At 64.8% G+C, this 22,739-nt stretch carries 22 protein-coding genes and 1 pseudogene; 13 read left to right on the forward strand and 10 right to left on the reverse strand.

Annotation, left to right across the window (positions count from 1 at the left end):
- The first annotated feature begins 2 nt into the window (after window positions 1–2).
- The 3 genes and pseudogenes from BTO32_RS09670 to BTO32_RS09680 all read left to right on the forward strand — a co-directional run.
- Window positions 3–1,046 (forward strand): imelysin family protein, encoded by a 1,044-nt coding sequence (locus BTO32_RS09670; RefSeq protein ID WP_076724440.1) that lies wholly within the window; start codon window positions 3–5, stop codon window positions 1,044–1,046.
- Window positions 1,047–1,058: 12 nt separating this feature from the next.
- Window positions 1,059–2,156 (forward strand): DUF1513 domain-containing protein, encoded by a 1,098-nt coding sequence (locus BTO32_RS09675; RefSeq protein ID WP_076724441.1) that lies wholly within the window; start codon window positions 1,059–1,061, stop codon window positions 2,154–2,156.
- Window positions 2,157–2,207: 51 nt separating this feature from the next.
- Window positions 2,208–2,411, forward strand: a pseudogene (locus BTO32_RS09680) (hypothetical protein); the annotation flags it as partial.
- Between the two features lie 95 nt (window positions 2,412–2,506).
- Here BTO32_RS09680 and BTO32_RS09685 read toward each other — a convergent pair.
- The 5 genes from BTO32_RS09685 to BTO32_RS09705 form a co-directional block, all read right to left on the reverse strand.
- Complete coding sequence (locus BTO32_RS09685; RefSeq protein ID WP_076724442.1) at window positions 2,507–2,869, reverse strand: DUF4870 family protein; 363 nt, start codon at window positions 2,867–2,869, stop codon at window positions 2,507–2,509.
- Window positions 2,870–2,930: 61 nt separating this feature from the next.
- Window positions 2,931–4,571 (reverse strand): methyl-accepting chemotaxis protein, encoded by a 1,641-nt coding sequence (locus BTO32_RS09690; protein ID WP_076724443.1) that lies wholly within the window; start codon window positions 4,569–4,571, stop codon window positions 2,931–2,933.
- A gap of 209 nt (window positions 4,572–4,780) precedes the next feature.
- Window positions 4,781–6,787: a PhoX family protein gene (locus BTO32_RS09695; RefSeq protein WP_076724444.1), complete on the reverse strand. Its 2,007-nt coding sequence runs from the start codon at window positions 6,785–6,787 to the stop codon at window positions 4,781–4,783.
- 160 nt (window positions 6,788–6,947) lie between these two features.
- Window positions 6,948–7,238 carry a hypothetical protein gene (locus BTO32_RS09700; RefSeq protein ID WP_076724445.1) on the reverse strand — a complete coding sequence of 97 codons (291 nt, stop codon included), beginning with the start codon at window positions 7,236–7,238 and terminating at the stop codon, window positions 6,948–6,950.
- 91 nt (window positions 7,239–7,329) lie between these two features.
- On the reverse strand, window positions 7,330–7,587 hold the full coding sequence (locus BTO32_RS09705; protein WP_076724446.1) for a hypothetical protein: 258 nt from the start codon (window positions 7,585–7,587) through the stop codon (window positions 7,330–7,332).
- Window positions 7,588–7,766: 179 nt separating this feature from the next.
- Between BTO32_RS09705 and BTO32_RS09710 the strand changes: the two genes are divergently transcribed.
- Window positions 7,767–9,080, forward strand: coding sequence for an alkane 1-monooxygenase (locus BTO32_RS09710; RefSeq protein WP_076724447.1), 1,314 nt, complete (start codon window positions 7,767–7,769; stop codon window positions 9,078–9,080).
- A gap of 85 nt (window positions 9,081–9,165) precedes the next feature.
- Here BTO32_RS09710 and BTO32_RS09715 read toward each other — a convergent pair whose 3' ends face one another.
- Window positions 9,166–10,968, reverse strand: coding sequence for an acyl-CoA dehydrogenase (locus BTO32_RS09715; protein WP_076724448.1), 1,803 nt, complete (start codon window positions 10,966–10,968; stop codon window positions 9,166–9,168).
- Between the two features lie 186 nt (window positions 10,969–11,154).
- On the opposite strand from BTO32_RS09715, the gene BTO32_RS17905 reads away from it, so the two are divergent.
- The 9 genes from BTO32_RS17905 to BTO32_RS09760 all read left to right on the forward strand — a co-directional run bounded on the left by BTO32_RS17905 (window position 11,155) and on the right by BTO32_RS09760 (window position 19,681).
- Window positions 11,155–11,319: a hypothetical protein gene (locus BTO32_RS17905; protein ID WP_175618658.1), complete on the forward strand. Its 165-nt coding sequence runs from the start codon at window positions 11,155–11,157 to the stop codon at window positions 11,317–11,319.
- 427 nt (window positions 11,320–11,746) lie between these two features.
- A complete protein-coding gene (locus tag BTO32_RS09725; protein WP_076724450.1) occupies window positions 11,747–14,548 on the forward strand; it encodes a monovalent cation/H+ antiporter subunit A in 2,802 nt (933 codons plus the stop codon).
- Window positions 14,548–14,913, forward strand: a complete 366-nt coding sequence (locus tag BTO32_RS09730) for a Na+/H+ antiporter subunit C (protein ID WP_076724451.1) — start codon at window positions 14,548–14,550, stop codon at window positions 14,911–14,913. The genes BTO32_RS09725 and BTO32_RS09730 overlap by 1 nt, the downstream gene beginning before the upstream one ends.
- Window positions 14,910–16,427 carry a monovalent cation/H+ antiporter subunit D gene (locus tag BTO32_RS09735; RefSeq protein WP_076724452.1) on the forward strand — a complete coding sequence of 506 codons (1,518 nt, stop codon included), beginning with the start codon at window positions 14,910–14,912 and terminating at the stop codon, window positions 16,425–16,427. The genes BTO32_RS09730 and BTO32_RS09735 overlap by 4 nt, the downstream gene beginning before the upstream one ends.
- Window positions 16,427–16,918 (forward strand): Na+/H+ antiporter subunit E, encoded by a 492-nt coding sequence (locus BTO32_RS09740; RefSeq protein WP_076724453.1) that lies wholly within the window; start codon window positions 16,427–16,429, stop codon window positions 16,916–16,918. The genes BTO32_RS09735 and BTO32_RS09740 overlap by 1 nt, the downstream gene beginning before the upstream one ends.
- On the forward strand, window positions 16,912–17,181 hold the full coding sequence (locus BTO32_RS09745; RefSeq protein WP_076724454.1) for a K+/H+ antiporter subunit F: 270 nt from the start codon (window positions 16,912–16,914) through the stop codon (window positions 17,179–17,181). The genes BTO32_RS09740 and BTO32_RS09745 overlap by 7 nt, the downstream gene beginning before the upstream one ends.
- Window positions 17,182–17,190: 9 nt before the next feature.
- Window positions 17,191–17,523, forward strand: coding sequence for a Na+/H+ antiporter subunit G (locus BTO32_RS09750; protein ID WP_076724455.1), 333 nt, complete (start codon window positions 17,191–17,193; stop codon window positions 17,521–17,523).
- A gap of 82 nt (window positions 17,524–17,605) precedes the next feature.
- Window positions 17,606–17,887, forward strand: coding sequence for a pyrimidine/purine nucleoside phosphorylase (ppnP, locus tag BTO32_RS09755; protein ID WP_076724456.1), 282 nt, complete (start codon window positions 17,606–17,608; stop codon window positions 17,885–17,887).
- Window positions 17,888–18,037: 150 nt separating this feature from the next.
- Entirely contained in the window at window positions 18,038–19,681 is a 1,644-nt protein-coding gene (locus BTO32_RS09760; protein ID WP_076724457.1) for a fatty acid--CoA ligase, read from the forward strand.
- A 50-nt stretch (window positions 19,682–19,731) separates the two neighbouring features.
- Here the strand turns inward: BTO32_RS09760 and BTO32_RS09765 are convergent, their stop codons facing one another.
- The 4 genes from BTO32_RS09765 to BTO32_RS09780 form a co-directional block, all read right to left on the reverse strand.
- The gene (locus tag BTO32_RS09765) at window positions 19,732–20,985 is read right to left on the reverse strand and encodes a D-amino acid dehydrogenase (protein WP_076724458.1); all 1,254 of its coding nucleotides are present in this window, start codon (window positions 20,983–20,985) and stop codon (window positions 19,732–19,734) included.
- Window positions 20,986–21,123: 138 nt separating this feature from the next.
- The gene (locus tag BTO32_RS09770) at window positions 21,124–21,477 is read right to left on the reverse strand and encodes a translation initiation factor Sui1 (protein WP_076724459.1); all 354 of its coding nucleotides are present in this window, start codon (window positions 21,475–21,477) and stop codon (window positions 21,124–21,126) included.
- A gap of 25 nt (window positions 21,478–21,502) precedes the next feature.
- On the reverse strand, window positions 21,503–22,030 hold the full coding sequence (locus BTO32_RS09775; protein WP_076724460.1) for a DUF4136 domain-containing protein: 528 nt from the start codon (window positions 22,028–22,030) through the stop codon (window positions 21,503–21,505).
- Window positions 22,031–22,113: 83 nt separating this feature from the next.
- A complete protein-coding gene (locus BTO32_RS09780; protein ID WP_076724461.1) occupies window positions 22,114–22,719 on the reverse strand; it encodes a YigZ family protein in 606 nt (201 codons plus the stop codon).
- Between the last annotated feature and the right edge of the window lie 20 nt (window positions 22,720–22,739).

Below are 22,739 nucleotides of genomic sequence, written 5' to 3' on the forward strand. Positions count from 1 at the left end.
ACATGCAACGACTGACCCGACTGCTGCTCGCCTGCACCTGGCTGCTGGCTTCCGGACTCGCCGTCGCCGGCGACACCACGGACCTCGACCGCCAAGCCCGACACCTCTGGTATGACGGCATCCTGTCCGGCTACCAGGCCCTGGCCCGGGAAGCCCAGACCTTCGCCCGGGTTGCCGGTGATTACTGCCAGGCTCCGGAGCAGACCACCCTGGCGCAGGTACGGGATGCCTGGCAACGGGCATTCCTGGCCTGGCAGGCGGTACGTTTCGTCGATTTCGGGCCGGTGGAAAACGACAACCGGGCCTGGCAGTTCCAGTTCTGGCCCGATCCGAAGAACCTGGTCGCCCGCAAGGCCCGGGCGCTGCTGACCTCCGGCGCCCCGGTGACCCGGGAGCAGGTGGAACAGGGTGGCGTCGCCGTCCAGGGTTTCCCCATGGCTGAGTATCTGTTGTTCGACGACGCTTTCGGCACCAGCGACCAGGCGTTGCCGGCAACGTCCAGCTGCGCCCTGCTGACCGCGGTGGCCGGCCACATCGCCGACAACAGCCAGCAACTGCTGGCCGACTGGCAGGCGTTCCGGCCCCACTATCTCGACACCGCCCAGTTCCGCGACACCACCCTGCGTGCCGGCGTCGCCGCCCTGGAAATTCTGGAAGAGCGACGCCTGGCCCAGCCCATGGGGCTGCGCGGCACGGGCAAACGCTCCGTCTACGTCGCCGACGCTTGGCGCAGCGGCCGCAGCCTGGCCGGCATCGAAGCCTCGGTGCGCGGTCTGCACCAGTACTTTTTCCCGGGACTGGCGTTGCTGCTTGAGCACAGTGACCAGCCGGAACTGGGCCCATGGATCGACGCCCAGTTCGGGGAAGTCCTGGAGCACTTCCCGGCGCTGCGCCAGCCGATGGCCCCCCTGCTGGCCCCCGAGGGCCATTTTGGCGCCCTGCAGGGCCTGTACGTGGACCTGTCCCAGCTGGCCGTCCTGGTCAATGACCAGGCGGCGGTTGCCCTCGGCGTGGTCCGTGGCTTCAATTCCAGCGACGGTGACTGAGGAGGCGGCGACATGGCGCAGCTGAACCGCAGGCGTTTTCTCCAGGGCGGACTGGCCGGAAGCCTGGCCCTGACGCTGACCGGGTGCGGCTTGCTGCCCCGCACGACCGGGCCGGCGCCGGATCAGTACGGCGGTGCGTTGGGGCTCCCCGACGGCACGTTCGGGGTTGGCGTCGTCGACCGTCGGGGTCGGCTGCTGTGGCAATCGCCGGTGGCCACCCGCTGCCACAGCGGCTGCAACCGGCCGGCGGCGGACGAAATCCTGTTCTTCGAGCGGCGTCCGGGCTGGTCCTTTTATGTGTTCGACCGTCACACCGGCGAGCGCCGCTACCACATCCGGGCCGCCGACGGCGAACATTTCGTCGGACACGGGGTGTTCTCTCCCGACGGCCGCTGGCTGTACGCCACCGCCAGCCGCTACGAGGAAGGCGAAGCCATCGTCGCGGTATACGATGCCCGGAACGGGTACCGGCGGGCCGACACCTTCGATCTGGGCGGTATCGGCCCGCACCAGATCACCCTGCATCCGGACGGCGATACCCTGGTGGTCGGCCTGGGCGGCATTCTCACCCATCCGGACTATGACCGAATCAAACTGAATCTGGACACCATGGACCCGGCCCTGGTCCTGATGGACCGCCACAGCGGCGAGATCGTCGGCCGCGTCCGGCCCGGCCATCATCACCAGAGCACCCGCCATGTGGACGTTGGCCCCGACGGCACCGTGTATGTCGCCTACCAGTACCAGGGCCCCCGTTATGAAACGCCCGCGCTACTGTCCCGGCTCGAGGGCGGCCAGCTACGGGAGATCCGGTTCGAGGACGACACCCAGGCGGCTCTGGCCAACTACATCGCCAGTGTCATCGCCCACCCGGAAAACGATCTGGTGGCCGCAACCTCTCCGGTCGGCGGCACCGCGGTGATATTCGAGGGGCCCAGCGGCCGACTGCGGGCCCGGCTGTCGCTGCCGGACTGCGCCGGTATCCAGCCACTGGCCGGCGGCGACTTTCTGATTTCCTCCGGGCGCGGCAAGCTGGTCCGGCTCGGCGGCGACAACCGCCCGACGGAACTGGCCAGCCTGCCGGTTTACTGGGACCACCATCTGGTGTGAACCGCCCCCTGACCTTCAGGGCCGGGATCGCTGCGGCTATCCCTGGCCCTCATGTGTCAGGAGGACGACACCTTGTCGAACCACCATCCGGATACCCTGGACCCGCTCTACAGCCTGATCGCCAACGAGGAAGACGCCCGGGTCTGCAAGGACATTCCCGAGTCGGCCTGCCGGGACGTCCCCCGGAATTTCTTTCTGATCCTCGCCAGCAACGTACTGACCCAGCTCGGAGATCGGCCGATCGGCCCCTGGACATGGCCGGTGGCAACAAGCGCACCGATGACACCGCCGTGAGCAACACCGTCATCGGTATGCTGCTCCTGGTCACCGGTGTCTGAGCGGAGCTACCGCTACACCGGCTTTCCCTCGTTCAGGGCCAGGGCCCCCTTGACGATCCGGTAGATGGCCCAGATCGAGGTGCCCAACAAAATGAACCAGCCAATGATCAGGGGCACGGTCAGCATGCCGATCACCCCCCACAGCAGCGCGATCCAGAACGTCCGGATCTGCCAGCGGAAATGACGTTCGATCCAGGTGCCCCGCACGTCATCGAGCTTGAGATAATTGAGAATCACCCCCGCCAGCGCGGTCACGCCCCCCAGAAAGAAGGCCAGCGCCTGCAGGATATAGACCGCCACGGCCAGGTTCCGGGCCGGGTCGGAGCGCTGCTCACGGGGGTCGGGGTTCGCCGGAATGTAGTCGGGTTCGGCCAAAATCTGTTCTCCAGGGACAAGGGAAACGCCAGTCTATCACAGCGCCCGGGCCAGGCCGCCGTCAACGCGCCTCCGGCCGATACCCCAACCGGAAACCACCCCAGTGCCTGCCGTTCACGTAGATGGGCACGGACAGGTCGTGCATGATTTCACCGGTATCGCGGCGATAAGTCTGCAACAGCATGGCCTGGGTGTGGGTGCCACAGCGGATGCCGGTCCGGTCGTTGAACAGCCGCTTACTGCGGCTCCGGACCAGGTCCACGTCCGGATCGCCCGTGGGGGCGTGGGCAAACGCCTGGTTGTGGGTGGGCACATAGCCGTCCCGGGCACAGGCAATGGAAAACACCAGCGCCTCGTGAGACTGTTTGATCCGTTCCTGAATGGCCGGAAGATGCTGATCGGTGAAGCCGTCGAAACGGGTGGAGTACTTCTGCGGCCGGGTGTTGGGGATGGGCTCCCGGTGGCTGTCGAACAGGTCGGCCTCGCTCAGACGGCCTTCGCGAATGGCCTGCTCGAACAACTGTCCCACCTGCTCGGCTCCGGCCCGGGCCTGCTCGTAGAAGAAGCGGTGGTAACTGGCCTCGCTGTTCAGGGCAAAGGCCGCGTTCCCCTGCTCCGCCAGCTCCATCAGCGTGCCGGCCTGTTCCGCCAGCCCGGCCACGCTCTGGTCACTTTCGGAAATCTGGTCCTTGAGGGTCTCGATGGCGGCGAACACCCGGGCCAAGCTCTGTTCGTTGGCCTGATCAATCTCGGCGATACGGGCGACCTGCTGCTGGACCCGATCGGACTGGTCACGAATCTGTTCCAGCCGTTCGCCCACGCTTTCCACCGACGCCAAGCCGCTGTCGACACCCTGGGCAAGATCCTCGATTCGTTGCACGATCAGTGCCGTGTCGGAACGGATCTCCTCCAGCGTTTCCGAAACCTCGCTGGTGGCTTGACCGGTGCGACTGGCCAGCTGCCGGACTTCGTCGGCCACCACCGCGAACCCCCGCCCCTGTTCCCCCGCCCGCGCCGCTTCGATGGCCGCGTTCAGGGCCAGCAGGTTGGTCTGCTCGGCAATCCCCTGGATGGTGGCGGTGACCCCCTGTATCCGGTTGGACTTCTCGTTCAGTTCCTGGATCAGCCGGAGGTTTTCTCCCGATTGCCGGTGCACCTGCCGCACCCGTTCGATCGCCTCGGCCAGCGCCGCCCGCCCTTCCTCGCTGGTGACACTGGCCTGGTGGGCCATGGTGGCGGCATCGGTGGCCTGCTGCGACGACTCCCGGACACTCGCGGTGATCTGCCCGGCATAGTCGGCCATCTGGGCGATTTCATCGACCTGGCGGTCCAGGCGCAGCTTAAGCTGATCCACCGCATGGGACACCTGGGCCGCGGATATGGCGTTGCGATCGGCGCTGCCGGACAAGGTCTCCACCAGCGCCCGGCCCGCCTGGGCGTCCGCCAGCAGGCCGGCACACCGCTTCCGGAGCGGATCGTCCTCGGCCAGACGTCCCTCGGCCAAGGCCGCCAGCCGGCGATCGAGCGGGTCCAGGACCCGGACGATGACAAAGACCAGCGCCCCCGCCAGCCCCAGAACAAGCCCCATCAACAGGGCCGTCACATCCAGGCCGAAGAAGGTCGCCATCACGACCTCCACCAGGACCAGGCCGAGCGCGACCGCCAGCCCCCAGTACATCGCAGTCCGATCAAGCAGTCCCATAACCGTTCCATCGTTATTGTTGTTGGTTTCACATTGGTACTCACACCATCCGCCAGCCTAATGAATCGTGCCGGCTGAATAACTCATACTTTAGTGCAGTCATGGGGAGTATCGGCCAAATCCGACGATTCTAAAACCACAACGCCGAAGGCCCGGACGACACGTCTGGTATCGTCCGGGCCTTCGGCGTGATCGGTGGCCGGTGGTGATCAGGCGCCGATGATGCCGCCGTCGTCGCGGGTGACAATCACCGTGGCGTCACGGGGTCTCGGGTCGCTGGCATCCGGCCAGTTGCCGGCCGGGTGCTGGATGTTCACGAACAAAGTGCGAACGTCCGGCGTGGACACCACGCCCGTCACCTCGCAGCCCGTGGGGCCGACGAAGAAGCGTTTGATTTCCCGGGTTTCCGGGTTCGCCGCCAGCATCATGTTGTTCTGGTAGGGGGCGTCGTCGGAACCGTCGGTCTGGATCCACAGGCGACCGTTGTAGTCGAACCACAGGCCGTCCGGCGAGTTGAAGATGTTGTCGTCATCCAGGGTCACCACCGCTTCACCGTCGACCACGGTTTCCGTGCCCTGGGTTCCGGCGAACACGAAGATGTCCCACTGGAAGCCGGTGGCAGCGTGGTCGTTACCGGCTTCCTGCCAGCGGATGATGTGGCCGGTCTGGTTGTTGGCAACCGGGTTGGCGGCGTTGACCTGATCCTCGGTCCGTTGCGAGTTGTTGGTCAGGGTGAAATAGACCTCACCGGTGTTGGGATCGATGGCGCCCCACTCGGGCCGGTCCATCGGTGTGGCGCCGGCGATGTCCGCCGCCAGCCGGGTATTGAGCAGAACATCCGCCTGGTTTTCAAAACCCTCGAAGACAATGTCGCCCACGGTGGTCCCCATGGCCGCCTGAACCTTGGCGGCAAAGTCCGGGTCTTCCAGGTCCAGGGACAGCCAGTCGCCACTGCCGTCATCGTTAAAACGCGCCACGTACAGGGTGCCTTCGTCCAGCAGATAGCCACCGGCGGTGGCCGCGTAGTATGGCTGGGACGACACAAACTTGTAGATGTACTCGAAGCGGGAATCGTCGCCGGAGTAGCAGACCACCGGCTCCCCTTCCCTCACCGGCGCGAAAATCACGCCCTCATGGCCAAAGCGGCCCAGCGCCGTGCGTTTCTGCGGTTTGCTCTGGGGGTTGAAGGGGTCGATCTCGACCATGAAGCCGTAGGTGTTGGCCTCGTTGCGATAGTCGTCGGCGGCGCTGCCGGAGCCCGGCGTGATGTCGAAACGAACATAGGCATCGGCGCCGCTGTCCGCCAGTTCCCAGTCATAGCGGCTTTCGCTGCCGACGCCATGGCGTACCTGCTCACGGGGCTGGGAAGCGCCTTTGTTGGCGAAGTAGCCGTGCCAGTTCTCCTCCGCCGCCAGATAAGTGCCCCAGGGGGTCGGCCCCATGGAGCAGTTGTTCAGGGTGCCGCGGGTTTCGGTGGCGTCCGGGCTGAACTTGGTCACCAGCTTGTGATAGCCGCGCAACGGGCCGCGGATGTCCATCTCGGTATTGCCGGTGATGCGGCGGTTGAAGGGGCTGCCGTGAACAAGGTCCCAGACGCCGGCACTGTCACGCTTGATGTGGACCACGGAGACACCGTGCGCGGCGATTTCCTTGCGTACTTCGTCCGCCGGGCGCAGGCCGTTGACATAGGAGGGGCCGGTGGCGTGCAGGGCATTCTGATTGATGTACTCGTGGTTCATCACCAGCAACCCCTCGCTGGAGCTGTTGCCCCCCGCTTTCAGGTCGATCGGGAAGAAGTGCATACCGTCGTGGTGCATGCCCACCTGCTGCTCCTGGTCCTCCCCGGAGTTGGTACCGTCGGGACGGTATTCTGGGTAGGCACCGGTGATTGGGGTTCCCCAGGGCAGAAACGCGACGGCACTGTAACCTTCCGGCACCACCACGCGGTTCTCGGTCGATACCGGTACCGCCTTGAAGCCGAGCTCGGTGGAAGCAACGCCACTGCTGGAGGCACGGTCGTCATCGTCGTCGCTGCCACAACCCGCCAGGCCCGCGCCCATCAGGCCGGCCAGGGCCGCGCCCACGCTCCCTTTCATGATGGTGCGGCGCTGCATACGGGCGGCGAGGATGTCGCCAAAGGGGGTGTTGCCGGACCGGTTCACCACCGGCTCGTAGTTGGGGTCCAGATACTGGGGATCAAGATGATGCTTGGCCATGGTTGCCTCTCTCAACGGTCGACATGGGGTGTTTTTTGGAGAGGCCAGTTTCGGCGGCAAATATGACAGGGCCGGAACTGTTTGACGACAGTCCGGTTAACATTTTTTTACATGCGGGAGAGCGTGCCGGGGCCCTGGCACGGGGCCCCGGTCAGAACGGTTACTGCGTCATTTCCTGGCGGGCGTCGTCCATGTCGTCCCCGGCTTCTTCCGCGGCATCGCCGATGTTATCGGCGGCATTCTCCGCGCCTTCCTGGATTTCACCGAGCGCACCTTCATCCTGGCCGGTGGCTTCCTCGTAGGTTTCTTCGATCTTGTTACCGGCTTCGTCCATCATCTCGCCGGCGTTGTCGGCGGCCTGGTCAAAATCCGGGCCTTCGTCCTCGGAACTGCAGGCCACCAGGGTGATGGACGAAGCCAGGGCCAGAGCCAGTACGAGTTGCTTTTTCATCGCGTTTCCCTCCCTTGAAGTCATTGAAAACCGACCTAGAGGGTACGCGGGGGGTCGGAACAAAGGCAATTACGGGGCAATTACCCTTTGGTTAACCGCAGCTTGAGCAGGGCGGCAGACCGTCGATCGTGAGCACGTGATCCAGGCTCAGCAACGCGCCCCGCCCGAGCAGAATAAAGTCCCGTCCGGCCCGGTTGAACAGGTCCCGGATGACATCATGGGCGATGCACACCTGGCCGGCGCTGTCCCGGTAGACCACCTCCACCATACGGCCGGAGGTCAGGCATTGACGGAGCATGTCCTGCACTGTCCAGTGGGCAAGCGCGTCCTGAGGCTTGTAGGCGGTCATGGCGACGTCCTGTTCGGGGGGCGGTCTCGCCTTTCAGTCTGGTCCAGGATCTCCGGTTCCGCCACTGGCCGGCGCCTTGTCATATCGAGCCAACCCTCCGCCACAGACGGACGACTGTTGAATTGCCAGATTGTCCGACATAAATTGAAGGCACACCCTGAACACAAGGAGAGTCCGAGATGACCGCCCAAGCCCACCAGCCCCCTGAGTCCCCGCCCGTCCAGTCCCCGCCCGTCCAGTCCCCGCCCGTCCAGTCCCCACCCCCTGAGACCACAGCCACGGCCGGGGCCGATTGGAAAGATCCCAAGCGCTACCTGTGGCTGCTGGGACCCGCGCTGCCCGGCATCGGCCTGGCCGCACTGACCGGATACGCCCTGGCACCGAAAAAGCTCAAGGCTCTGGCCTGGACCGGACCGGCTCTGGTACATGCCATCATTCCGGCGCTGGACCGGGCCATCGGCGAGGACCCAAGCAATCCCCCGGAGACGGCCGTCCGCTCCCTGGAGCAGGACAAGTACTATGACCGCATCGTCAAGGCCTTCATTCCAACCCAGTATGCGATGACCGTCCTGGGCGCCTGGCTGGCCAGCCGCAAGAAAACGCCCCTGGAGGACAAGATCGGCCTGACCCTGACCGTGGGCGCGATCAACGGTGTCGGTATCAATACCGCCCACGAGCTGGGCCACAAACCGAACAGGCTGAACAAGCTGTTGGCCATGGCAGCGCTGGCACCCACCGGTTACACCCACTTCGTGGTGGAACACAATTTCGGTCACCACAAGCGCGTGGCCACGCCGGAGGACCCGGCCAGCAGCCGGCTGGGTGAAAGCTTTTGGAAATTCCTGCCGCGCACGGTGATCGGTGGCATCCGGTCCTCGATCCAGATCGAGAAGGCACGCCTGGCACGGCGCGGCAAGTCGTTCTGGAGCCTGGACAACGAACTGCTGCAGGGCTGGCTCATGAGCGCCGGCTTCTTTGGCGCCACCACCCTGATCTGCGGCCCCCGCGCCCTTCCCTTCCTGGCCGCCCAGGCGGTGTATGGCGCCAGCCTGCTGGAAAGCGTGAACTACATCGAGCACTATGGCCTGCTGCGGCAGAAGGACGCCAACGGCAAGTACGAGCGCACCCGCCCGGAACACAGTTGGAACAGCAACCACATCGTCACCAACCTGTTCCTGTACCAGCTGCAGCGGCACTCCGACCATCACGCCCACCCGACCCGGAGCTTCCAGGCGCTCCGGCACTTCGAAAAGGCCCCCCAGCTACCCGGCGGCTACGCCTCTATGTTGTTGCCGGCGTACATTCCGAAGTGGTGGTACGAGGAAATGGACAAGCGGGTGATCGAGCACTACGAAGGGGATCTGTCGAAAATCAACTGGGACCCGGATCGCAAGGAGGAACTGATGGCCAAGTACGCCGACTACGCGGCGAACGTGGCGGCCGAGGCCCGGGCCCGGCGCGAAGGTTCCTCCAAGTCCTCCGAGGCGGCCTGACGCCCGCTCCGGAGACGGCCGGGCTTCCGGGCGGGAGCGCCGCTCAGAGGCCCGGCCGTGCAGGCATTGAACCGGACGGCACGGGTCAGAACCACTCCGGCCGCATGGTCAGGCAGGTGTCGTCCTGGTTGCGCAGCAACACCAGATCCTGGGCCACGGTGGGCAATTCCCAGTGGAAGAAATACTGGGCAGCCTGGAGCTTGCCCAGGTAGAAATGCCGCTCGCCATCGTCAGTCGCCGTGTCCAGGCCGGCAACGGCGGCATTGGCCTGGCGCAGCCACATCCAGGCCACCGCGATATGACCGAACAGGTGCAGGTAGCAGGCGGCATTGGCCAGGGGTCTGTCCGGGTTGCCCGACATCAGGGCCTGGCCCAGGCTCTGGGTCACCCGCACCGCCTGTTGCAGGGTCTCGCTCAGGGACAGTGCCCAGGGCTGGCAGCGTTCGGAACTGGCCGCCTCCAGGTCCCGCTGCATCGCCTGCAACAGCAACTGCAGGCCGTGCCCCTGGTCCTGCCAGACCTTACGGCCAAGCAGGTCCAGGGCTTGTATGCCGTTGGTTCCCTCGTGAATCGGATTCAGACGGTTGTCCCGCCAGCACTGCTCGACCGGATACTCGCGGGTGTAACCGGCGCCGCCGCATACCTGGATCGCCAGATCGTTGGCCTTGGGGCCATATTCGGAGGGCCACGCTTTCATAATCGGGGTCAGCAGGTCCAGCAACTTACCGGCCTCCCGGCGCCGGTCCGGGTCCGGGTGGGTGTGCTGGTCGTCCACCAGGCGCGCGCCATACAGACACAGCGCCAGGCCGCCCTCGCAGTAGGCTTTCTGCGCCAAAAGCATGCGCCGGACGTCAGCGTGCTCGATGATGGGCACCTGCGGGCTTTCCGGGTCCTTTTCCGACGGCTTACGTCCCTGGAGCCGGTCTCGGGCGTAGGCCAAGCTGTGCAGATAGCCCCGGTAACCAATCACCGCGGCGCCAAACCCCACCCCCAGGCGGGCTTCGTTCATCATCTGGAACATGTACTTGAGCCCCTGGTGCGGTTCCCCCACCAGGTATCCGTGGCAGGGACCATCGTCACCAAAACTGAGGGCGGTGGAGGTGGTGCCCCGGTACCCCAGCTTGTGAATCAGGCCGGCCAGGCCCACGCCGTTGCGCTCTCCCAACGCGCCCTGCTCGTCCACCCGGAACTTGGGCACGATGAACAGGGAGATCCCCCGAACCCCCGCCGGGGCACCTTTGATCCTCGCCAGCACCATGTGCACGATGTTTTCGGTGATGGCCTGCTCGCCCCCGGAGATGTAGATCTTGGCGCCCTTGATCAGGTAATGCCCGTCCCCGGTCGGGGAGGCGGAGGTGCGGATGTCCGCCAGGCTGGAGCCAGCGTGCGGCTCGGTGAGGGCCATGGTGCCGCTGAACCGGCCGGACAGCATGTGCGGCAGAAAGGTGCGACGCTGCCGGTCACTGCCGAACACCCGGATCAGGTTGGCGGCGGCGGTGGTCAGGAAGGGGTAGCCGGCGGTGCCGGGGTTGGCGGCGGTGAAAAAGCCGTTGCAGGCCGCCATCACCGTCTCCGGCAACTGCATGCCACCCAGCTCGTTGTCGTAGCGGCCGGCGATGAAACCGGCTTCGGCATAGGCATCAAACGCCCGCTTGACCTCCGGCAGCATGGTCACCGCGCCGTGTTCAAACCGGGGCTCGTGCTGGTCGGCGGCGCGATTGTGATTGGCGAACAGATCCCGGGCCATGCGGTCGGCGGTCTCCAGCACCGCATCGAAGGTGCCTTTGTTATGCTCGCGGAAACGTTCGCGGGCGGTCAGCGATTCGGTATCCAGCACCTCGTACAGCTGGAAGGCCAGGTCGCGGCGGTCGATCAGGGTGTCGGTCATGGCGGCTCTCCTTGGGTTCCGCGAAAGCGTCGCACAACCGGCGGCCCGATTGAACCCGGTCCGTGCATATTTTCTTCGGACGGGCGGCCTCTGGCGCGGGAAATGCATGAATCCGGGTAACGGCCCAATCCCGGCCGGATAGTGTAAAAAATCTCGACAGCAGTCTAACGACGGGAGGGAGTGTCCATGAACGCTCCGGAAAAACAAAGCCAGCTCAGCATCCTGAATCGGCTTTACGACATGAAGCAGAAACAGCTCTCACAGGCGGTCCGCCAGGGCAATCACCTGCGTTGCCAGGTGCTGGAAGCCGAGGCCCGTGCCATTCTCGACGCTCTGAAAACCCTCCGATGACGACCTTCCGACGAATCCCCGTCACCTGACGCTCCGCGTCACCCATGTGACCCATTCGGGTACTCGACCGGCCGTCCGACGAGACCTTCGCCACGGCCAGCCTATCCCTGACATAGGCCACGTCAATCACCCTCCGACTTGACCTGACACGCGGGGCACGTATTATCGGTCACCAAGTTTGACTGACGGAGCACCCAATGACCGCAAGGTCCTTCGGCTGCAAACAGACCCTTCGTTCTCCGGTAACGGCCGATATCGCGCTGCATCGTGGCCGTTTGCCCTATTTCCCGGACCCGCCCATCGCCTGACGCCCGGTCCGCCGTGTGCGCCTGCATGCCCGACGCCATGCAGGTTACCTGGCCGGCAACTAAACTCCTGCACACACGCCTGTTTACCCGAAAAGAAAAAAACCGATAACGAGGTTGCGATGTCGCTACCGCTGGTTGTTCTACTGCCCTTTCTCGGGGCAATCGCGGCGCCCCTGTTCGCCCAGGGAGGCCGAACGGCAATTGCCATAGCCTCTTCGGTACCTGCCCTGATTGCCCTGGCGGCCCTGTACCCGCACTGGCCGGTTCTGGCCGACGGCGGTGTGGTGCGCTTTCACCAGGACTGGCTGCCGGCCATCGGCATTGCCGTGAGTTTCCGGCTCGACGGCTTGTCGCTGCTGTTCGCCCTGCTGATCCTGGTGATCGGCCTGCTGATCATTCTCTACGCCCGTTACTACCTGAAACCCAAGGAAAACGTGGCGAAGTTCTACGCCCTGCTGCTGTGCTTCAAGGGGGCGATGCTGGGCATTGTGATGTCCGGCAACCTGCTGCTGATGCTGGTGTTCTGGGAACTGACCAGCCTGGTGTCCTTCCTGTTGATCAGTTTCTGGACCCACAAGCAGGACGCCCGGCGCGGTGCCCGCATGGCGTTGGCGGTGACCGGTGGCGGTGGTCTGGCACTGCTCGCCGGCATCCTGCTCATAGGCCGGATGGTCGGCAGCTACGAGCTGGACGATGTCCTGGCCGCCGGCGAGCTGATTCAGGGGCATGCCCTGTACCCGATCGCCCTGACGCTGGTTCTGCTGGGCGCCTTCACCAAATCGGCCCAGTTTCCGTTCCATTTCTGGCTGCCCCACGCGATGCAGGCGCCGACCCCGGTTTCCGCCTACCTGCATTCCGCCACCATGGTGAAGGCCGGGGTGTTCCTGATGGCCCGTCTGTATCCGGTGCTGGCCGGTACCGAGCAGTGGTTCTACATGGTCAGTTTCACCGGCATGGCCACCCTCCTGCTGGGTGCCTACGTGGCCATGTTCAAGCATGACCTCAAGGGCCTGCTGGCCCACTCCACGGTCAGTCACCTGGGCCTGATCACCCTGCTGTTCGGCATGGGCACCCAGCTGGCGGCCGTGGCGGCGGTGTTCCATGTCATCAACCACGCCACCTTCAAGGCATCCCTGTTCATGGCCGCCGGCATCATCGACCATGAAACCGGCACCCGGGACATGCGCCGCATCAATGGCCTCTGGCGCTATATGCCCCATACCGCCACCCTGGCCATGGTGGCGGCCTCGTCGATGGCCGGGGTGCCGCTGCTGAACGGCTTCCTGAGCAAGGAAATGTTCTTCGCCGAGTCCCTGGCCCTGAACCTGCCGGGACTGTGGGCCTGGCTGCCGCCGATCGTCGCCACCCTGGCCGGCATTTTCGCGGTGGCCTATTCCGCCCGCTTCATCCATGACGTGTTTTTCAACGGCAAACCGGTGGACCTCCCCATCTACCCGCCGCACGAGCCGCCCCGCTACATGAAAATTCCGGTGGAAATTCTGGTGTTCGCCTGCGTCATGGTGGGCATGTTCCCGGCGGTATCCATCGGCCCACTGCTGTACGCCGCCGCCTCCGCCACCCTCGGCGGCGACGTGCCGGAATACCATCTGGCGGTGGTCCACGGCTTCAACCTGCCGCTGTTGATGAGTTTCGTCGCTTTCTTCGGCGGCCTGCTGATGTACAGCCAGCGCCAGCGGTTCTTCGATTTCCATGCGCGCTTCCGGGAAATCGATGAAAAGGCGGTGTTCGAGGCGGTGGTATCCCGGGTCTCCAGCGTCGCCCACAGCCTGACCGGCCGCATCGAGAACGGCTCGCTGCAGCGTTACCTGCTGCTGCTGCTGATCAGCGTGATCGCCGTTACCCTGGCACCGCTGCTGGACCTGGGCCTGTTCATCGGCGAGCGGGGCCTGTCGCCGGTCGATGCGCCGACCGCCATCGCCGCCGCGGTCATGATCCTGGCTTCAGTGCTGACCGCAGTGTTGCACCGCGAGCGCTTCTACGCCCTGACCCTGCTGAGCGTGGTGGGACTGATCGTGGCGCTGGCCTTTGCCCGTTTCTCCGCGCCGGATCTGGCGATGACCCAGCTTTCCGTGGAAGTGGTCACCATCGTGCTGCTGATGCTGGCGCTGTATTACATGCCCTCCTGGACACCGCTGGAAAGCCGCCGCAGCCAACGCGTCCGGGACGTGGCCATCGCCCTGCTGGCGGGTGTCGGCATGACGCTGGTCACCCTGGCCATGCTGACCCAACCGTTCAGCTCCATTTCCGACTTTTTCCTAGAGAACAGCAAGCCCGGAGGCGGCGGCACCAACGTGGTGAACGTCATCCTGGTGGACTTCCGGGGCTTTGATACCCTCGGCGAAATCACGGTACTGGCGATTGCTGCACTGGGTATCTACGCCATGCTCAAGGACACCGCCCTGACGCCACCACCGGGCGACGGCCTGGGTCACCCCTGGACCCGGGACGCCCACCCGCTGATGCTCAAGCAGATTGCCCGGCCGATGCTGCCGCTGGCGCTGCTGGTGTCGGTGTTCATTTTCCTGCGCGGCCACAATCTGCCGGGGGGCGGTTTCATTGCCGGCCTGATCACCTCGGTCGCGCTGATCCTGCAGTACATCGCCAGTGGCATGGTCTGGACTCAGGCGCGCATCGCCGTCAAATACCACAACGTCATCGGCGTCGGGCTGGTGTTCGCTGTCATCGCCGGCGCCGGCAGCCTGGCCTTCGGCTACCCGTTCCTGACCTCCACCTTTGGCTATATCACCTGGCCGGTGGTGGGCACGTTCGAGGTGGCCTCGGCCATGGTGTTTGACCTGGGCGTGTATCTCACGGTGATCGGCGCCACCCTGCTGGCCCTGGTCAGCATCGGCCGGCTGTCACCCCATTCCGCCATCAAGCCGAAGAGGGAGGGAACCTGATGGAACTCGTTTTTGCCCTGATCATTGGCACCCTGACCGCTTCCGGTGTCTACCTGCTGTTGCGCGCCCGCACTTTCCCGGTGGTGGTGGGGCTGACCCTGATCTCCTACGCGGTCAACCTGTTCCTGTTCGCCACCGGCCGGCTGAGCACCGGCGCCCAGCCGGTCATCGGCAGTGCGGACACCTACGCCGACCCGCTGCCCCAAGCCCTGGTGCTGACCGCCATTGTCATCGGCTTTGCCATGACGGCGTTCGTGGTGGTGCTGTCCCTGAGGAACCTGGCCGACAACGAGGATGACCACGTCGATGGTCACCAGGGGAGCCGGATCCCGCAACCCAAGAGTGAGGAGGTCCCGCGTCAATGAACCACTGGCTGACGGCTCCCATCCTCATTCCCCTGCTGGGTGGCATCCTGCAGGCCTTGATGGGGTATGCCCCCATCCGCCTGCGCCGGACCCTGGCGCTGGCCACCACCACCCTGCTGCTGGTGTCGGCACTGGTGCTGCTGGCCATGGCCAGCGACGGCAGTCACCGACTGTACGCCTTCGGCAACTGGCAGCCGCCGTTTGGCATCGTGCTGGTGCTGGACCGGTTGTCGGCCCTGATGCTGGTGCTCACGGCGGTGCTGGCGCTGTTCTGCCACCTGTTCTCGATCGGCGGTGCCGATGAGGGCAACCGGCAGTTCCACGGCCTGTTCCTGTTCCAGCTGATGGGACTGAACATGGCCTTCCTGACTGGAGACCTGTTCAACCTGTTCGTGGCCTTCGAGGTCCTGCTGATCGCCTCCTACGGCCTGCTGATGCATGGCGGCGGCACCCTGCGTACGGTGCCGGGCCTGCACTATGTGGTGCTCAATCTGGTGGGCTCGGCGCTGTTTCTGATCAGTGTCGGCCTGATTTACAGCGTCACCGGCACCCTCAACATGGCCGACCTGGCCCTGAAAATTCCGCACATCGACGGCGAAAGCCTGAACCTGGTCAAGGCCGGCGGCATGATGCTGCTGGTGGTGTTTGGTCTGAAAGCGGCGGTCCTGCCGCTGTGCTTCTGGCTGCCCCGGGCCTACGCCCGGGCCACGGCGCCGGTCGCCGCCCTGTTCGCGGTGATGACCAAGGTAGGCATCTATGCCATTCTCCGAGTTTATCCGCTGATCTTCGGTGACAGCGCCGGCGCGTTGGCCAACCTGGGCATGCACTGGCTGTTCCCGCTGGCCCTGGCCACCTTGGTGATGGGCGTGATCGGCGCCCTGGGCGCGCAGAGCCTGAAAACCCTGGTGGCGTGGCAGGTGATCATTTCCGTCGGCACGCTGCTGGCGCCGATTGCCCTGGGCTCCCAGGCCAGCCTGTCCGCTGCCCTGTTCTACCTGCTGAGCACCACCTGGACCGTCGCCGGCCTGTTTCTGCTGGCGGATCTGGTGGCCAGCCAGCGCGGCAGCGCCCGGGACACGGTGGTCACCGCGCCACCGATGCACAACCGGACCCTGCTGAGCGTGCTGTTCCTGGTCGGCGCCGTGGCGGCTGTGGGCCTGCCGCCGCTGAGCGGCTTCTTTGGCAAGGTACTGATCCTGAAGTCGGTAACGCCCGGCCCGGAAATGGCCTGGCTGTGGGGGGTGTTGCTGGTGGGCAGCTTCTTCTCCCTGATCGCTTACGCCCGCGCCGGCAGCATCGTGTTCTGGCGCACCGTCAGCGGCCACATTGAGGACACTCGTCCGCTCAAGGCCCGCACCGCCACAGCCACCGGTGCCCTGCTCGCCCTGAGCATCGTGATCGTGGCCCTGGCCGGCCCCATTGCCCAGTACACCGACGCCACGGCCGCCCAGCTCAAGGACCGTGACGCCTATCTCGATATCCTGCAGACCCCGGTGGTCGGGGAGGACGACTGATGCTTGACCGTTTGAGTTTTCCTCAACCCTGGCTGAGCCTGATCTTGTTCATCACCTGGCAGCTCCTCAGTGACGGTATCAGTGGCGGCAGCCTCGTGCTCGGCTTCGTGCTGGCCTGGGCGATTCCCCAAATCACCCAGGGGTTCTGGCCCGAACGCCCGTCGTTCCTGAACGTCTGGCGGATGCCCCGCTACCTGCTGCGGGTGATCCGCGACATCGTCACCGCCAGCTTCCAGGTGGCGGCGCTGATCCTCAGCGGACGCCGGCCCCGGCCGAGATTCGTCTGCTACCCGCTGGAACTGGAACACCCGCTGGCCATTTCCATCCTCGCCAGCACCATCTCGCTGACCCCCGGCACCGTCAGCGCCGACGTCAGCGACGATCAGCGTACCCTGCTGATCCACGCCCTGGACGCCGACAGCGACCAGCAGGTGATCGACACCATCCGCGAACGCTACGAACAGCCGTTGCTGGAGATGTTCCCATGCTGACCTTCGCTCTGTACCTGACCATCGCCATGGTCACCCTGGCCGCCCTGCTCAACGTCTACCGCCTGATCAAGGGCCCGGATGCGCCGGACCGGGTGCTGGCGCTGGACACGCTCTACATCAACGCCATCGCCCTGATCATCCTGCTGGGGATCACCCTCGGCACCCGGATGTACCTGGAATCGGCCCTGCTGATCGCGGTCATGGGCTTCGTCGGTACCGTGGCCATGGCCAAGTACCTCAAACGCGGCAGCGTCATCGAATAAGGAGGTGCCATGAACCCCATCGCCGAATACCTGGTTGCCGCCCTGCTTCTGCTCGGGGGGGCCTTTACCCTGGTTGGTGCCATCGGCCTGGCGCGGTTGCCCGATTTCTTCACCCGCCTGCACGGCCCCACCAAAGCCACCACCCTCGGGGTGGGCGCGATCATGCTCAGCTCGGTGCTCTACTTCAGCTGCCGCGGCGAGGGCATCGGCATCTCCGAGGTGCTGATCACCGTGTTCCTGTTCATGACCGCGCCGGTGAGCGCCAATCTGCTGGCCAAGGCCGCCATGCACATCGGCGTGGCCACCATGGACGGCACCGAAGGCAATCCCTGGGAGCAGTAACCGACACCGCGAAAAATTGTCATTGGCCGTTCCCGGTTTTGTCGTATAGTAGGCAGCCCAACGAATCACAGGAGGCTGCTCCATGCTGAAAGTAAACGAGTATTTTGACGGCAAGGCGAAGTCCATCGCATTCCGGACCGCGACCCTGCCCGCCACCGTCGGCGTGATCAGTCCGGGCGAATATGAGTTCGGTACTACCCAGAAAGAAACCATGACGGTCATCAGCGGCGCCCTCACCGTTCTCCTGCCGGGCATGGAGGAATGGATGACCTACGGCGCGGGCGAGAGTTTCGAAGTGGCCGGCCAAGCCAGCTTTAAGGTCAAGGCCGACATCGACACCGCCTACCTGTGCACCTACGAATAACCCCCTGAAACACGGGAACCCCGGCCCCGCCACGCGGCCGGGGCCTTTCCGAAAATTTCCCAGGTCCTCCGGTTCCGGTTTTCGCCAATCTGTGTCAGATTTAGCTTTCCCGACCAATAACAAACAGATACCGAGAACAAGGAGTTCCCCATGGCACAGCCGCGCCTCTTGCCCCCGGCCGAAAACGCCTACCCCTATCCGTTGCTGATCAAGCGCCTGCTGATGTCCGGGCCGCGCTACAACCCGGACCAGACGATTCACTACGCCAACCGGAGCCACTACACCTACAGCACGCTGGTTGAGCGCATTCACCGGCTGGCCAACGCCCTGACCCGGGCCGGCGTTCAGCCGGGGGACACGGTGGCGGTCATGGACTGGGACACGCCCCGCTATCTGGAATGTTTCTTCGCGGTACCGATGCTCGGCGCGGTGCTGCACACCGTCAACGTCCGCCTGTCGCCGGAACAGATCGTCTACACCATGAATCACGCCGAAGACGACCTGGTGCTGGTGCACGACGATTTCCTGCCGCTGCTGGCAGGCGTCAAGGACGAGATCCGCACGGTCAAGGGCTATATCCAGCTGACCGACAACGACCGGCCGGCCGACACCTCGCTGCCGGTCCTGGGTGAGTACGAAGCACTGCTGGCCCAGGCCGGAACCGAATTCGACTTCCCCGATTTCGACGAGAACAGCGTCGCCACCACGTTCTACACCACCGGCACCACCGGCAATCCCAAGGGCGTGTACTTCAGCCACCGGCAACTGGTGCTGCACACCCTGTCCATGACCGGTGCCCTGGCGGCCTACGACGAAATGCCGCTGCTGCGCTCCAGTTCCGTCTACATGCCGGTGACCCCGATGTTCCATGTGCATGCCTGGGGTGTGCCCTACGCCGCCACCCTGCTGGGCATCAAGCAGGTCTACCCCGGCCGCTACGAGCCCGAACGGCTGGTGGAACTGATCAAGACACACAAGGTCACCTTCTCCCACTGTGTCCCCACCATCATGCAGATGATGATGGCCACCGAATCCATCAAGACCACCGACCTGAGCAACTGGCACGTGCTGATCGGCGGCAGCGCCCTGACCAAGGGGTTGTGCGAGGCCGGCGCCAAGCTGGGCATTCGCCTGTACACCGGCTACGGCATGTCCGAAACCTGCCCCCTGTTGAGCACCACCCATCTGCAGCCGGAGGATCTGGAACGGCCGCTGGAGCAGCAGACGGACCAGCGGGTGAAGACCGGCATCGCGGTTCCCATGGTGGAGCTGGACATTGTCGACCCCAACGGCCGCCCGGTGCCTCACGACGGCGAGGCCAAAGGTGAAGTGGTGGTGCGGGCGCCCTGGCTGACCCAGAGCTACTTCAAGGAACCGGAGAAAGGCGAAGAGCTGTGGCAGGGCGGCTGGCTGCATACCGGCGACGTCGGCAGCATGGAGCCGAACCATACCCTGGTCATCAAGGACCGGATCAAGGATGTCATCAAGACCGGCGGGGAGTGGCTGTCATCCCTGGATCTGGAAAACCTGATCAGCCAGCACCCGGCGGTGGCCGCCGCCGCCGTGGTCGGCATCCCGGACGAAAAGTGGGGCGAGCGGCCCTACGCGCTGGTGGTCCTGAAACCGGACGCGGACGCCAGCCCGGAGGATATCCAGGCACACCTGCAACAGTACGTGGCACGGGGCGACATCAATAAGTGGGCGATTCCCGAACAGATCCGGTTCGTCGACGACATTCCCAAGACCAGCGTCGGCAAGATCAACAAGAAGCTGATCCGGGACCAGCTGAACTAGCCCGGCCCGCGGGATCACCGAAGCCAGCCCTGGGGGCTGGCTTCGTCGCTTTACAGGCCGGTGAAGGCGAAATCCACCTCCGGCCGGCGGCCAGAGACGATGTCCGCCAGAGCGGCGGCCGAGCCGCAGGAGTGGGTCCAGCCCAGGGTGCCATGCCCAGTATTGAGGTAGAGGTTGCCGTAGTGGCTGCGGCCGATGTACGGCACATTGGAGGGCGTGGCCGGACGCAGGCCGGTCCAGAACTCCGCCCGGTCCCAGTCCCCGGCCTCAGGCATGATTTCCGCCGCGCGCCGTACGATCGCCCGGCACCGGGTCTGGTTGAGGGTGCGGGTATAACCGCTCAGCTCAGCGGTTCCGGCCACCCGCAAGCGATCCCCCAGCCGTGAGTAGACCAGCTTGTACTCATCGTCGGTCAGGCTGACTTGGTACGCCGCTTCCGGATTCTTCACCGGCACCGTGATCGAGTAGCCCTTGGCCGGGTAGATGTTGAGGGTGAGGGCAAGTTGGCGCGCCAGAATCGCGCTGAAGCTGCCCAGGGACAGCACATAGCTATCCGCCCGCAGTGTCTGGTGGCGTCCCTCCTTCAGAACCTGTACCCCCAGGACCCGATCCCCGGCGCGGTCGAAGCCCAGCACTTCGGCGCCGTAGCAAAAGTTGACCCCGGCCTGCTGGCAACGTTCGGCCAGGGCCTGGGTAAACTTGCGGGCATCGCCGGACTCGTCCTCGGAGGTGTAAGTTGCACCGGCGATCCGGTCCCTGATCGGCGCCAGCGCCGGTTCGATGTCCACCGCCCGGGCGGCATCAATGATCTGCCGGTCACACCCCAGGTCCTGCATGATACGGGTGGGCTCGATTGCGCCCTCGAATTCCTCGGCGTTGGTGTAGAAGTGCAGGATCCCCTTCTCCAGGTGATCGTACTCCAGACCCAGTTCCTGGCGGAGCGCCTGCAACTGGCTGCGGCTGTATGTGCCCAGGTTGACCATCTGGCGAATGTTGTGGGCGGACTTGCTGGCCGTGCACTCCCCGAGAAACGTCAGGGCCCAGCGCCACTGTGCCGGATCCAGGCGCGGCCGGAACAGCAACGGCGCGTCCGGCTGGAACAGCCACTTCATCACCTTCAGCGGCGCCGAGGGGTTGGCCCAGGGTTCGGCGTGGGACACGGAAATCTGACCACCGTTGGCGTAGCTGGTTTCAAGACCGGCCCGGTTCTGCCGGTCCACCACCGTGACCTGATACCCTTCCTTCTGCAGGAACCAGGCCGTGGTTATGCCGACCACTCCCGCGCCCAACACCATGATGTGCATGCTTGCCTCCAGTCAATAGACGCCACCCCGGCGCCGGGCCGGGTTCGCACTGTCCGTGAATTGATCAGGTTATTCTTGGCGTGAGGAACCTCACAGTGACCATTGTAGTCGAGGTCCCGGTTTTTGCGTGCCCGGAAATCAGCCGCCGGCACGCTTGACGGTCCAGCCCTTGGCCGACAACAACGACACCAGCAGGTCCCGGTGGTCACCCTGAATTTCAATCACACCGTCCTTGAGGGTACCGCCGGTGCCGCACCGGGCCTTCAACTCCTTCGCCAGGGCCTTCAGTTCCGGACCGGCCAGAGGCACCCCGGTCACCCGAGTCACCCCCTTGCCCTTGCGTCCCTTGGTTTCCCGGCTGACCCGGACAATGCCGTCGCCCGCCGGCGGTGCCGGGGTGCGACAGTCACACTGGTTCACCGGGTTCCGGCATTCGGGGCACATGCGGCCCTGCTCGGTGGAATAGACCAGACCACCGGAACGTTTTTTCATGGCGCGTCCCAACCCATTGCTGTGCTCAATCCAGGCCGGGAGGGTACTTGGAAAACATCTCCGACACCACCTCGTCAATCAGCTTGCTGCGGGTTTCCGGAGACTGGCTTTCCCTCAGGTAACGGCGGCTGGCGGCACGCCAGACCACCTGGCGGGTGTCGGTGTCCACCAGTTCCACCACCAGCTTGCCCTCATGCACCTCACGCACGGGCGGCGGGGCCGCCACGCCCCAGCCGAAGTGGCCGGAACCAAAGCCGAAACCCAGGCCGACCCCGGTCTGTTCCAGCCGCTCCTCCTCGACGATCTGCCAGTTCACCAGCAGATCCGCCTCGTCCGCCGGCACCTGACGCATGGCCTTGCGGTTGAGCTCCCGCTCGACCGCGCGCTGAACCCGGCTGCCGTCCAGGGAAACAAAGGTCCCCTCCCCGGCGTCCTCGGCGAACGCCCAGGTGGCGTAGTGGCCGAACACAGCGGCGTGATTGTAGTCGGTAACGACGTTGGCGGCGCATCCCGCCAGCGCCAGGGCGATGAGTCCTGCGACAATCCACCTCATGAAATCCTCCCCTGAATCAGGCTGTCCGTTCATGTTGTCTTGAGTATACGCCTGTTACACGTCGCGACCGGCCCAGGGGTCCCTCAGGTTTCAAAACTGTAATCCAGTTTCTGGGCCTCGCAGAATGCCGAGAAGTCCGGCTGACGGTCCACCGGCAGGGAGACCTCTGCGGACACCTGGCTGCCATACGTTACCGCGCCGATCTCCGCCCCGTGCACCTCGCACCAGTGGCGAAGCCGCTGTTCGTCGGCAAAGGGCAAGCGCACCCGGGCCGTCACTCGGGCCTGCTGGATCACCCGATCGACCGCCGACAACACACGCTCGGCAGCGCCGGCGTAGGCCCGGACCAGCCCTCCGGCCCCCAGTTTGATGCCTCCGAAGTAACGGATCACGATCACCAGAACATCCCCCATGTCCTTGTGCTGGATGACGTTGAGGATCGGTTTGCCGGCGGTACCGGATGGCTCGCCGTCGTCATTCATGGCGGCCTCCGCCGCGGAACCGGGGCGACCGATCTGGTAGGCCCAGCAGACATGCCGGGCATCCGGGTGCGCCTGGCGTGCCCGTTCCAGCCAGCACCGGACGTCGTCCCGGCTGCTCACCGGGGCCACCCAGGCAATGAACCGGCTCTTTTTCACGTCCGTTTCCCGCTCCAGGAACCCGGCGGGTACGGGGTAGTCTCTGCGCATGCTGTCCACCTGTCTGCACA

It is taken from the genome of Marinobacter lutaoensis, assembly GCF_001981305.1.
In the GTDB taxonomy this organism is placed as follows: Bacteria; Pseudomonadota; Gammaproteobacteria; order Pseudomonadales; family Oleiphilaceae; genus Marinobacter; species Marinobacter lutaoensis.

What these genes read in the sequence shown, in the direction of transcription:
- BTO32_RS09670 (WP_076724440.1), top strand. Translation starts at nt 3, where the DNA reads ATGCAACGACTGACCCGACTGCTGCTCGCCTGCACCTGGCTGCTGGCT.
- BTO32_RS09675 (WP_076724441.1), top strand. Translation starts at nt 1,059, where the DNA reads ATGGCGCAGCTGAACCGCAGGCGTTTTCTCCAGGGCGGACTGGCCGGA.
- BTO32_RS09690 (WP_076724443.1), bottom strand. Translation starts at nt 4,571, where the DNA reads ATGGGACTGCTTGATCGGACTGCGATGTACTGGGGGCTGGCGGTCGCG.
- BTO32_RS09695 (WP_076724444.1), bottom strand. Translation starts at nt 6,787, where the DNA reads ATGGCCAAGCATCATCTTGATCCCCAGTATCTGGACCCCAACTACGAG.
- BTO32_RS09700 (WP_076724445.1), bottom strand. Translation starts at nt 7,238, where the DNA reads ATGAAAAAGCAACTCGTACTGGCTCTGGCCCTGGCTTCGTCCATCACC.
- BTO32_RS09705 (WP_076724446.1), bottom strand. Translation starts at nt 7,587, where the DNA reads ATGACCGCCTACAAGCCTCAGGACGCGCTTGCCCACTGGACAGTGCAG.
- BTO32_RS09710 (WP_076724447.1), top strand. Translation starts at nt 7,767, where the DNA reads ATGACCGCCCAAGCCCACCAGCCCCCTGAGTCCCCGCCCGTCCAGTCC.
- BTO32_RS09715 (WP_076724448.1), bottom strand. Translation starts at nt 10,968, where the DNA reads ATGACCGACACCCTGATCGACCGCCGCGACCTGGCCTTCCAGCTGTAC.
- BTO32_RS17905 (WP_175618658.1), top strand. Translation starts at nt 11,155, where the DNA reads ATGAACGCTCCGGAAAAACAAAGCCAGCTCAGCATCCTGAATCGGCTT.
- BTO32_RS09725 (WP_076724450.1), top strand. Translation starts at nt 11,747, where the DNA reads ATGTCGCTACCGCTGGTTGTTCTACTGCCCTTTCTCGGGGCAATCGCG.
- BTO32_RS09730 (WP_076724451.1), top strand. Translation starts at nt 14,548, where the DNA reads ATGGAACTCGTTTTTGCCCTGATCATTGGCACCCTGACCGCTTCCGGT.
- BTO32_RS09735 (WP_076724452.1), top strand. Translation starts at nt 14,910, where the DNA reads ATGAACCACTGGCTGACGGCTCCCATCCTCATTCCCCTGCTGGGTGGC.
- BTO32_RS09740 (WP_076724453.1), top strand. Translation starts at nt 16,427, where the DNA reads ATGCTTGACCGTTTGAGTTTTCCTCAACCCTGGCTGAGCCTGATCTTG.
- BTO32_RS09745 (WP_076724454.1), top strand. Translation starts at nt 16,912, where the DNA reads ATGCTGACCTTCGCTCTGTACCTGACCATCGCCATGGTCACCCTGGCC.
- BTO32_RS09750 (WP_076724455.1), top strand. Translation starts at nt 17,191, where the DNA reads ATGAACCCCATCGCCGAATACCTGGTTGCCGCCCTGCTTCTGCTCGGG.
- ppnP (WP_076724456.1), top strand. Translation starts at nt 17,606, where the DNA reads ATGCTGAAAGTAAACGAGTATTTTGACGGCAAGGCGAAGTCCATCGCA.
- BTO32_RS09760 (WP_076724457.1), top strand. Translation starts at nt 18,038, where the DNA reads ATGGCACAGCCGCGCCTCTTGCCCCCGGCCGAAAACGCCTACCCCTAT.
- BTO32_RS09765 (WP_076724458.1), bottom strand. Translation starts at nt 20,985, where the DNA reads ATGCACATCATGGTGTTGGGCGCGGGAGTGGTCGGCATAACCACGGCC.
- BTO32_RS09770 (WP_076724459.1), bottom strand. Translation starts at nt 21,477, where the DNA reads ATGAAAAAACGTTCCGGTGGTCTGGTCTATTCCACCGAGCAGGGCCGC.
- BTO32_RS09775 (WP_076724460.1), bottom strand. Translation starts at nt 22,030, where the DNA reads ATGAGGTGGATTGTCGCAGGACTCATCGCCCTGGCGCTGGCGGGATGC.
- BTO32_RS09780 (WP_076724461.1), bottom strand. Translation starts at nt 22,719, where the DNA reads ATGCGCAGAGACTACCCCGTACCCGCCGGGTTCCTGGAGCGGGAAACG.